The following is an 872-nucleotide window of genomic DNA, read 5'->3' on the forward strand; positions in this document are numbered from 1 at the left end:
GAGTGGGTGGACCGCTTCGAGTCCGCGCCGGACCGGGCGCTGGCGTACGCGTACGACATCGTCTGCAACGGCAACGAGATCGGCGGCGGCTCGATCCGTATCCATCGCGGCGACGTACAGCAGCGGGTGTTCGACCTGCTCGGCATCACCGCCGACGAGGCGCAGGACAAGTTCGGCTTCCTGCTGGAGGCGTTCAAGTACGGCGCCCCGCCGCACGGCGGCATCGCGTTCGGCTGGGACCGGGTCTGCATGCTGCTGGCCGGCGCCGACTCGATCCGCGAGGTCATCGCGTTCCCGAAGACCCGCGGCGGCTTCGACCCGCTGACCGGCGCGCCCACCCCGATCACCGGGCAGCAGCGCGCCGAGGCCGGCATCGACGCCAAGCCGAAGGCCCCGGCCGGTCCGCACGCCGGCACCGCCGGCCCGGCCGCCCCGGTGGCCGACCCCGTCTGATCCTCGCTTTCCGGAACTGGCCCGCGTCATGATGACGCGGGCCTTTTTCGATCTTCGGGGGAGACGACATGAACCTGCTCGTGGTGGGAGCCAGCGGCTTCCTCGGCGCCGAGGTGTGCCGGCAGGCGGTCGCCGCCGGGCACCGGGTCGCCGGCACGTACCACCGCGCCGCCGTCGCGGTGCCCGGCGTCGCGCCGCACCGGCTCGACGTGACCGACCGCGCCGCCGTGCGGGAGCTGCTGACCCGGGTACGCCCCGACGCGGTCGTCGCCACCCCCTACCGGTACGACGACTGGGCGGTCACGGCGGACGGGGCGGCCCACCTCGCGGTAGCCGCCGCCGAGGTGGACGCCCGGCTGGTGCACCTGTCCAGCGACGCGCTGCACGCCGGGCGGCCTGCGCCGTACGCGGACGAGGCC

The 872-nt window shown here is 74.7% G+C and carries 2 protein-coding genes; both read left to right on the forward strand.

Translation table 11 applies throughout. From position 1 onward, the window contains the following. Positions 1-453 (forward strand): amino acid--tRNA ligase-related protein (locus KBX39_RS32165; RefSeq protein WP_312247531.1); only part of this gene is annotated, 453 nt, incomplete at its 5' end. A gap of 68 nt (positions 454-521) precedes the next feature. Next, a partial coding sequence (locus KBX39_RS32170) for an NAD-dependent epimerase/dehydratase family protein (protein WP_210874191.1) occupies positions 522-872 on the forward strand: 351 nt, incomplete at its 3' end.

It is taken from the genome of Micromonospora sp. D75, from assembly GCF_018070405.1.
In the GTDB taxonomy this organism is placed as follows: domain Bacteria; phylum Actinomycetota; class Actinomycetes; order Mycobacteriales; family Micromonosporaceae; genus Micromonospora; species Micromonospora chalcea.